This is a genomic window from Streptomyces sp. NPDC059248 (assembly GCF_042753905.1).
In the GTDB taxonomy this organism is placed as follows: Bacteria; Actinomycetota; Actinomycetes; order Streptomycetales; family Streptomycetaceae; genus Streptomyces.
This window is the reverse complement of record NZ_JBHYZV010000032.1, coordinates 75,464-83,939: the sequence shown is the minus strand read 5'-3', so window position 1 is coordinate 83,939 and position 8,476 is coordinate 75,464. Positions and strand designations below refer to the sequence as shown.

Sequence of the window (8,476 nt, the reverse complement as noted above, 5' to 3'; positions counted from 1 at the left end):
TTCGTCTCTCTATTCTTTCGCCCGTGGTGCCCCCCCCCCCCCCCCCCCTCGCCCCCCTCTGGTGGTTCAGCATCTCTCCCACCCCCCCACCCCGGGCCCCCGGCGGCGCGCCCCCCCCGCCCCCCCCGCGGCTCTGACGACGGGTATGACCAGCCCGGCGTCGGCCGGGAACGGCGGGCCGGACCGGGTCCCGGTCGCCGATGGGGACGGGGCCACGGGCCACGGTCTCCACACCATCACGCTCATCACCGGCGACCGCGTCCTCGTGAACGACCGGGGCCGTGTCGTCTCCGTCCAGCGGGCCGAAGGGCGCACGGGCATACCCGTCGTCACCGAGATACGCGACGGCCGTACCTATGTCGTCCCGCGCGACGCGCGGCGGCTGATCGCCGACGGCACACTCGACCGGCGGCTCTTCGACATCACCGAACTCGCCAAGCCGGAGAGCCGCAAGGCGCACCGCGCCGGGCTGAAGGTGATCGTCGGCTACCGGGGCACGGCCGCCGACACTGCCAGGGCCGGGGTCCGGGCCTCCGACGGCACCACCGTCCGCCGCACCCTGTCGATCCTCGACGCCGACGCCGTCACCAGCGCCCGGGGCCGTACCGGCGAGCTGTGGGACGCCCTCACCCGCCCCGGCGGCAACGGTTCGGCGGCCACCACCTCCGGCATCTCGCGGATCTGGCTGGACGGCGTCCGCAAGGTGTCGCTGGACCGGAGCACCGGGCAGGTCGGGGCCCCGGCCGCCTGGTCCCGGCAGTTGGACGGCACCGGGGTGCAGATCGCCGTCCTCGACACCGGGATCGACGCCTCCCACCCCGACCTCGCGGGCAAGGTCGTCGCCGCCAAGGACTTCAGCGGATCGTCGTCCGGGATCGCGGACCGGTACGGCCACGGCACCCATGTGGCGTCCATAGCCGCCGGTACGGGGACGAAGGACGCGCGCTTCAAGGGCGTGGCGCCCGGCGCGGAGCTGATCAACGCCAAGGTGCTGGACGACAACGGCGGCGGGCACGACTCCGGGATCGTCGCGGGCGTCGACTGGGCCGTGGCCCAGGGCGCCGACATCATCAATATGAGCCTCGGCGGGTACGACACCCCCGCGATCGACGCGCTGGAAGCCCAGATCAACAAGGTCTCCGCGGAGAAGGGCGTCCTGTTCGCCGTCGCCGCGGGCAACTCGGGACCCCAGCCGGGCACCATCGACTCGCCCGGCAGCGCCGACGCGGCCCTGACCGTCGGCGCCGTCGACGACAACGACCGGATCGCCGACTTCTCGTCGGTCGGCCCGCGCACCGGCGACGGCGGTCTCAAGCCCGAGATCACCGCGCCCGGTGTGGACACCACGGCCGCCGCCGCCACCGGCACCGGCGGTCAGAACCCGCCCGGGTACGCCACCCACAGCGGTACGTCCATGGCGACACCGCATGTCGCGGGCGCCGCGGCGATCCTCAAGCAGCAGAACCCCGGCTGGACGGGCGACCGGATCAAGTCGGTGCTGATGGCTTCGGCCAAGGACGGCTCCTACTCCGTCTTCCAGCAGGGTGCGGGCCGGCTCCGCGTCGACAAGGCGATCGACCAGAAGGTCGTCGCCGAGCCCGCGTCGCTCTCCCTGGGGACGCAGCAGTGGCCCCACAACGACGACACACCCGTCACCAAGAAGATCACGTACAGCAACAGCGGCCCCGCGGCCGTGACCCTCGACCTGTCGCTGACCGCGCCCAAGGGCGGTGACGGGCGGCCCGCGCCAGCCGGGTTCTTCACCCTCGGGGCGCGGCAGGTCACGGTCCCGTCGGGCGGTACGGCGACCGTCGACCTGACGGCCGACACCACCATCGGCGGGACGGTGAACGGCTCCTACTCGGTCACCGTCGCCGCGTCCGGCGGCGGTACGAGCGTCCGCGTCCCGGCCTCGGTGGAGCGCGAGATCGAGTCGTACGACGTCACGTTCCGGACGACCGGACGGGACGGCGCGCCCAGCACCCTGTGGGGAGCCGATCTGACGGGCCTGTCGGAGCAGGCCGCCGAGAAGAGTTTCTACCCCGATCTGTCCCGGGGCACCACCACGGTCCGGCTGCCCCGCGGCACCTACGAGATGGCCGCGTTCGCCCCGGTGGACGCCGTCCGGCCGGAGAAGGGCGGCGACCTGATCAACAACCTCCGGTTGGCGGTCACCCGCGCCACCACGGTGGAACTCGACGGCCGGACCACCAAGCCGGTCACGGTCAAGGTGCCCGACGCGGCGGCCCGGCAGACGTCCGCGGGCATGACCTACACCGTCGAATCCCCCAACGGGGACTACTTCAGCCGTTCCATGGACTTCGAGAGCTTCGACAACGTCCGCACGGCCGCCCAGGGGTCGCGCTTCACCGGCGGTACCCTCACCCAGTCCTGGTACACGCAGTCGACGCGGGGTACGACGGACTTCAACACGCTCTCCGGCGGGCCGGTCGACCGGCTGGCCACCGGCTGGACCAAGACGTACGCGGCCAAGGACCTGGCCCTGGTGAAGACCACCATCGGCGCCTCCGTCGCGGGCAAGAAGGGCGGGGCCGGGGTCTACGGCGAACTGCCCGACATGTCCGCCACCAGCACCCCGTGGTCGATCCAGAACCTGCCCGGTTTCCGGAATGTGTACCTGTCCACCGGTGACGGTGCGGTCTGGAGCGTCATGGGCGGGCAGTACGGCCCCGTCGACCCGGACGGCTTCCTCACGGTGGAGGCGCGGTACGGGACACCGGCGAAGCCGTTCACGGGCGGCAGGACATACGCCGAGTACTTCAATACCGGGGTCCAGAGTCCGGTCCTGAACGAGCAGAGCCGGGGCGAGCGGGACGGCAACTACCTCTACGTCCCGATCAGCCTCTTCGGCGACGGCGCCGGCCATCTGGGCCACGTCGAGTGGACGTCCGCGAAGACCACCCTGCACCGCAACGGGGTCCTGCACGACACCCAGCCGGTGCCGGTGGACGACGGATACTTCCGGGTGCCGTCGGCCTCGGCCACGTACACCCTGGCGTCCTCGGTCAACCGGAGCCCGTCGACGACGCGGACCGCGACCCGGCTCGACGTCTCGTGGACCTTCACCTCGGTCCGTACCAAGAACCCGACGACACTGCCGCTCTCCACGGCCCGCTTCCATCCGAAGCTGGCGCCGGACGCCACCGCTCCGGCGGGCCTCGCCCAGACCTTCCCCGTCACCGTGCAGGGCGCGGCGGCCGGGGCGAACCTCAAGGCGCTGACCGTGCTGGTGTCGTACGACAACGGCAAGACGTGGAAGTCCGTTCCGGTGAAGTCCGGCAAGGTGACGGTGAACACCCCGGCGAAGGGCAAGGCGCTGTCGCTCCGGGCCCAGATCACCGACAAGAAGAACAACAAGGGGTCCGTCACGGTCCACAACGCCTACTTCGGCAAGTGACGTACCCCGTCCGGGCCCGGGTACGGGTCCGGGCGACGCCGACGGCGTGAAGGCGTGAAGGCGTGAAGGCGGCCCGCCGGAACCGAGGGGTTCCGGCGGGCCGTTGTCGTCTTCGGACCGGGCGTCAGGCTGCCGGGCGGCGCCAGGCGGGTTCCGTGGAGGCGATCCAGCGGCGCAGCCTGCGGGCGATATGGGTGGCGTCCGTCCCCACGCCGTGGATCCCGCCGGAGAGCAGGGACCGCTGGCCTTCGAGACCCACGAAGGCGAGCCCGGGGTGGACCGTCGACATACCGGACCGCTGCCGGGGCACACCCCGGTGGTCGAGCGCGCCGATCGGCCGCAGATACTCCACCGCCGGGCGGTATCCGGTGGCGAGGACGACGGTGTCGACGTGTTCGGAGCTGCCGTCGGCCCAGCGGATCTCGGTGCCGTCGGCCGCGGTGAACAGCTCCCGGTGGTCGAGGAAGCCGCTCTCCAGGGCCTTGCGGTAGATGTCGTCGTTGTCGACGACCATCGCGGACTCGCGCAGCGGTATCAGGGCCCCGACCGGTAACAGCAGTCCGGTTTCGAGGGCCTTCCAGCCCGCCCGGCTGCTGGGGGGCCGGAGTTTGGTGTATCTGACCGGCCGCCGGCTGGTCAGGGTGGTCCGGGCTCCCCCGGCTATCTCATGGGCGATCTGCACCGCCGAGTTGGCCGCGCCGACCACGACGACCCGCTGCCCCGCGAACGCCTCGGGCGAGCGGTAGTCGGCGGAGTGCAGCACCTTCCCGGTGTAGGCCGCGAGGCCCGGTATGTCCGGGCGGTGCGGATTGCCGAAGGTGCCGGTCGCGGCGACCACGACCGGCGCGTGCAGCACATCGCCGGTCTCCGTCGTCACCTCGTAGCCTTCGGGTGTGGTGTGGACGGCTGTGACCCGGCTGCCGGTCCGGATCTCGCAGTCGAGCCGGGCGGCGTACGTCCGCAGATAGGCCACCATCTCGTCGCGGCTCGGCAGATGGGCCGGCCGGGCGGGGAACGGCATCCCGGGCAGCCGCGACAGCCGGGCGGGCGTGAAGATGGTCAGGCTGTCGTAGTAGTGCGGCCAGGATCCGACCGGTTCGGTACCGGCTTCGAGCACGATCGGTCTGAAGCCCTGGTTCCGCAGGGCGTAGGCGGCCCCGAGTCCGCCCTGTCCGCCGCCGATGACGATCGCCGTGTCCATGGTCCTCCGCTCCTTCGTACCGGGCCCGCGGCGGACCGGCCCTTCGGACGGGCCCTTCGTGGTCCCGTCCGCCGTTCCGCCCTGGCCCCGTCGATGTCCGTGGTCGTTCCGGTGGTCGTTCCGGTGTCGCTTCGGGTGTCGGTCGCTTCGGGTGTCCCGCGACGAGTTCGCGGTGCGGTGCGGTGGTGCGTCGTGACGCGGCGGCCGGTTCAGCCGCCGGCCGGGCCCGCCGTCCGGTCCGGTACGGGCAGTCCGGCCTCGACGGTGGCGACGCCGCTGTCGACGAGGCCGGAGAGCGGGGACTCGCCGCCCAGCCGGAGCCAGAGCGCCATACTGGCCTCCATGACGCCCCCGACCACGTAGAAGACGAGTTCGAGATACGGATCGTCGGGCGGCAGCCCGGTCCGGCGGGCCAGGGCATCGACGGTGACGCGCTTCTCCTCCGTCATGTACCGGACGAGCCGGGCGGCCAGCGCCGGATGCTCCGTCACCGCCGTGAGCCGGGCCAGCCATTCGTCGCGGTCGGCGTCCCACCGGTCCAGATCGCCCCGCCAGGCGTGGGCCATCGCGCACGGCGGGGAGAGCCCGGCCGGGGCATCGACGATCCGGCCCGGCAGCTCGGCCAACCGCTCCTCGTCGTCCGGGTAGGGCACCAGCAGCGCATCCTCCTTCACCGCGAAATAGTTGAAGAACGTACGCGCCGAGACCCCGGCCGCCGCACTGATGTCCTCCACGGTCACCCCGTCGAGTCCGCGTTCCACGACCAGCCGCAGGGCGGTGACCGCCAGCAGCCGGTGGGTCTGCCTCCGTTTGCGCTCCCGAAGACCGGGGCCGCCATCGGCGGCCCGGCCACGCGCTCGTCCTTCAGTCGTCACCGTTCCACCGTAGGGAGAAGCGTGCAGATTCTGCAAGATTTCACAGTCTGCAATTTCCAGCCAACCTCGGGGCGGTACGGGACGGGGGCCCGGCCGTCAGGCGGAGGCGCGCTTCTTCGGGGCGGCCTTCTTCGCGGTCTTGGAGGCCTTCGCCGCCTTGGCGGTCTTCGCGGTCTTCGCGACGCCTTTCGCCGTACCCGCCGTGGACTTCACGCTCTTCGCCGCCGGTTTCGCCGTCTTCGCGGAGGTGGACTTCCTGGCGCCCCCCTTCGCCGAGGCTCCGGCCTCGGCCTTCGCGGGCGCCTTCTTTGCCGCCGTCCGCTTGCGGGACGCGATCGGGGTGACCTCCGCGGGCTCGCCGTCGCCCCGGGCCTCCCTGGCCGCCCGCACACTGCTCTCCAGCGCCGCCATCAGGTCGATGACCTTGCCGCCGCCCTCGGCGGGCGGGGCCTCGGGCAGCGCGCCCCCGCCCTCCGCCTTCGCCGCGATCAGCTGTTCGAGCGCGACCCGGTAGTCGTCGTGGAGGGAGTCCATCTCGACCGAGCCGAGCGTGTCCATCAGGGCGTCCGCGAGATCGAGTTCGGCGTCCCGTACGACCACCTCGGCCTCGGGCGCGACCCCCTCGGGGGACCGGATCTCGTCCGGCCACAGCAGCCCGTGCATGGCGATCACATCGTCCACGACCCGCAGCATGCCCAGCCGCTCGCGCCCCCGCAGGGCGAACTTGGCCAGCGCCACCTTGTCGCTCCGCTTGAGCGCCTCCCGGAGCAGGGTGTACGGCTTGGCGGCGGGCACACCATTGGCCGAGAGGTAGTACGCGGAGCCCATCTGGAGCGGATCGATCGACGAGGCCGGGACGAAGGCCACGATCTCGATCGTCTTGGCCGTGGGCAGCGGCAGCGCCGCCAGGTCCTCGTCGGTGATCGTGATGACCGAGCCGTCCGCCTCCTCGTACCCCTTGCCGATCTCGGCGGCCGGGACCTCCTCGTCGTCCAGCTCGCACACCTTGCGGTAGCGGATCCGGCCGCCGTCGGTGGTGTGGATCTGCCGGAAGGAGACCGAGTGGCTCTCGGTGGCGTTCACCAGCTTGATCGGGATACTGACCAGCCCGAATGAGATCGCACCGTTCCAAATGGATCGCACCTTAGATCCCTTTCGCCCGATAAACATGTGATTCTCATCGTATGACGCCGATCACCGAGGTCGCCGGGCGGAAGGTGGCGCTCAGCAACCTCGACAAGGTCATCCACCCCGCCACCGGGACGACCAAGGGCGAGCTGGTGCACTACTACGCGGTCACCGCCGAGGCCCTGCTGCCGCATCTGCGGGACCGGCCGGTCTCCTTCCTGCGCTATCCGGACGGCCCCGGCGGGCAGCGCTTCTTCACCAAGAACCCGCCGCCCGGTACGCCGTCGTGGGTACGGACCACCCCGGTGCCGCACTCCGACGACCCCCGGGCCCGCCAGGTGGTCGTCGACGATCTGCCGTCCCTGGTGTGGGCGGCGAACCTGGTCGTGGAGTTCCACACCCCGCAGTGGCGGGCCGGGGCACCCGGGATCGCCGACCGGCTGGTCCTCGACCTCGACCCCGGGCCCCCCGCGACCGTCGTGGAGTGCTGCGAGGCGGCCCTCTGGCTGCGGGAGCGGCTGGCGGCCGACGGACTGTCCGCGTACGCCAAGACCTCCGGCGCCAAGGGCCTGCATCTGCTCGTACCGCTGGCCCCGACCCCCTCGCGGGAGGTCTCGGCCTACGCCAAGGAGCTGGCCAAGGAGGGCGAGGCGGCGCTGCCGGGGCTCGTCCTGCACCGGATGAACCGCGCGCTGCGCCCGGGCAAGGTCTTCGTGGACTTCAGCCAGAACGCCGCCGCGAAGACCACGGCGGCGCCGTACACCCTGCGGGCGCGCCCCGAGCCGACCGTATCGACCCCGGTGACCTGGGACGAGATCGCCTCCGGCACGGACCTCGGCTTCCGCTTCGACGCGATCGGCCCCCGGCTGGAACGGTACGGCGACCTGCTGGCGCCGCTCCTGGACCCGGCGGCGGCCAGGCCGCTGCCATGACCGGCCCCGGTCTCCATCCGCCGGTGCGGGTGGCGCTCGCGGAGTCCGTGGACACCCTGCCGCGCGGGACGGGCCTGGCGTACGAACCCAAGTTCGACGGCCACCGGATGCTGATCTTCCGGGACACCGACCCCGGCGGCGGGCGCGTACGGCTCCAGGCGCGCTCCGGCCGGATCGTGACCGCCGCCTTCCCCGATCTCGTGACGGCGGCGCTCCGGCTGCCGCCGGGCACGGTCCTCGACGGCGAGGTCGTCGTCTGGCGGGACGGCCGGACCGACTTCGCGGCCGTCCAGAAACGGGCCATGGCGACGGAGCGGCACGCGCCGGGGCTGGCCGGGACGCTTCCGGCGTCGTACGCGGCCTTCGATCTCCTCGCCGAGGAGGGCCGCGATCTGCGTGGCCTGGCCTACCGGCACCGCAGATCCCGGCTGGCCGCCCTGCTGGCTCCGCTCGGCCCGCCGATCCAGGCCGTCCCCATGACCCTCGACGCCGACGAGGCGGCCCAGTGGTACGACTCCCTGCCCGCGATCGGCGTCGAGGGCCTGGTGGCGAAGCGGCTCGACGGAACGTACCGGGCCGGGGCCCGGATCTGGTGGAAGCTCCGCCATACGACTCCGCGCGACGCGGTCGTGGTGGGCCACACGGGCCCGGCGGACCACCCCCGGGCACTGGTCGTCGTCCTCCCCGGCGACGACACCCCGGTGGTGTCCACCCCTCTGACCCCGACGCTCCGCGCGCAGGCGGCGGCCCTGCTGCCGCCGGGCACGGGAGGCGAGGGCCGGGCGATGGCACCGGGCCTCGGCGAGATCGCCTACCGCGAGGTCACCCCCACGTTGTCGGCGGAGGCCGACCTCCGCACCACCCGCCACACGGTCCTCACCATCACCCGCCTCCGAACACCATGACCAAGGCCCCGCACCCT

Annotated in this window: 6 protein-coding genes; 3 read left to right on the top strand and 3 right to left on the bottom strand. The window is 72.3% G+C overall.

The annotated features are described in order from the left end of the window. Positions 1 to 145: 145 nt before the first annotated feature. The gene (locus ACFXG1_RS16385) at positions 146 to 3,418 is read left to right on the top strand and encodes a S8 family serine peptidase (protein WP_384720506.1); all 3,273 of its coding nucleotides are present in this window, start codon (positions 146 to 148) and stop codon (positions 3,416 to 3,418) included. Between the two features lie 124 nt (positions 3,419 to 3,542). On the opposite strand, the gene ACFXG1_RS16380 is transcribed toward ACFXG1_RS16385, so the two are convergent. The 3 genes from ACFXG1_RS16380 to ACFXG1_RS16370 all read right to left on the bottom strand — a co-directional run bounded on the left by ACFXG1_RS16380 (position 3,543) and on the right by ACFXG1_RS16370 (position 6,637). After that, a complete protein-coding gene (locus ACFXG1_RS16380; protein ID WP_384719281.1) occupies positions 3,543 to 4,619 on the bottom strand; it encodes a flavin-containing monooxygenase in 1,077 nt (358 codons plus the stop codon). Positions 4,620 to 4,828: 209 nt separating this feature from the next. Then, complete coding sequence (locus ACFXG1_RS16375) at positions 4,829 to 5,494, bottom strand: TetR/AcrR family transcriptional regulator (RefSeq protein ID WP_384719279.1); 666 nt, start codon at positions 5,492 to 5,494, stop codon at positions 4,829 to 4,831. A gap of 96 nt (positions 5,495 to 5,590) precedes the next feature. Further along, on the bottom strand, positions 5,591 to 6,637 hold the full coding sequence (locus ACFXG1_RS16370; RefSeq protein ID WP_384719277.1) for a Ku protein: 1,047 nt from the start codon (positions 6,635 to 6,637) through the stop codon (positions 5,591 to 5,593). Between the two features lie 41 nt (positions 6,638 to 6,678). Between ACFXG1_RS16370 and ligD the strand changes: the two genes are divergently transcribed. Continuing rightward, positions 6,679 to 7,554, top strand: a complete 876-nt coding sequence (gene ligD, locus ACFXG1_RS16365; protein ID WP_384743067.1) for a non-homologous end-joining DNA ligase — start codon at positions 6,679 to 6,681, stop codon at positions 7,552 to 7,554. After that, positions 7,551 to 8,459: an ATP-dependent DNA ligase gene (locus tag ACFXG1_RS16360; RefSeq protein ID WP_384743064.1), complete on the top strand. Its 909-nt coding sequence runs from the start codon at positions 7,551 to 7,553 to the stop codon at positions 8,457 to 8,459. Before ligD ends, ACFXG1_RS16360 begins: the two co-directional genes overlap by 4 nt. Positions 8,460 to 8,476 lie beyond the last annotated feature (17 nt).

Bases quoted from the DNA above. Each gene is read 5' to 3' on its own strand.
- ACFXG1_RS16385 (WP_384720506.1), top strand. From the start codon at position 146: ATGACCAGCCCGGCGTCGGCCGGGAACGGCGGGCCGGACCGGGTCCCG.
- ACFXG1_RS16380 (WP_384719281.1), bottom strand. From the start codon at position 4,619: ATGGACACGGCGATCGTCATCGGCGGCGGACAGGGCGGACTCGGGGCC.
- ligD (WP_384743067.1), top strand. From the start codon at position 6,679: ATGACGCCGATCACCGAGGTCGCCGGGCGGAAGGTGGCGCTCAGCAAC.
- ACFXG1_RS16360 (WP_384743064.1), top strand. From the start codon at position 7,551: ATGACCGGCCCCGGTCTCCATCCGCCGGTGCGGGTGGCGCTCGCGGAG.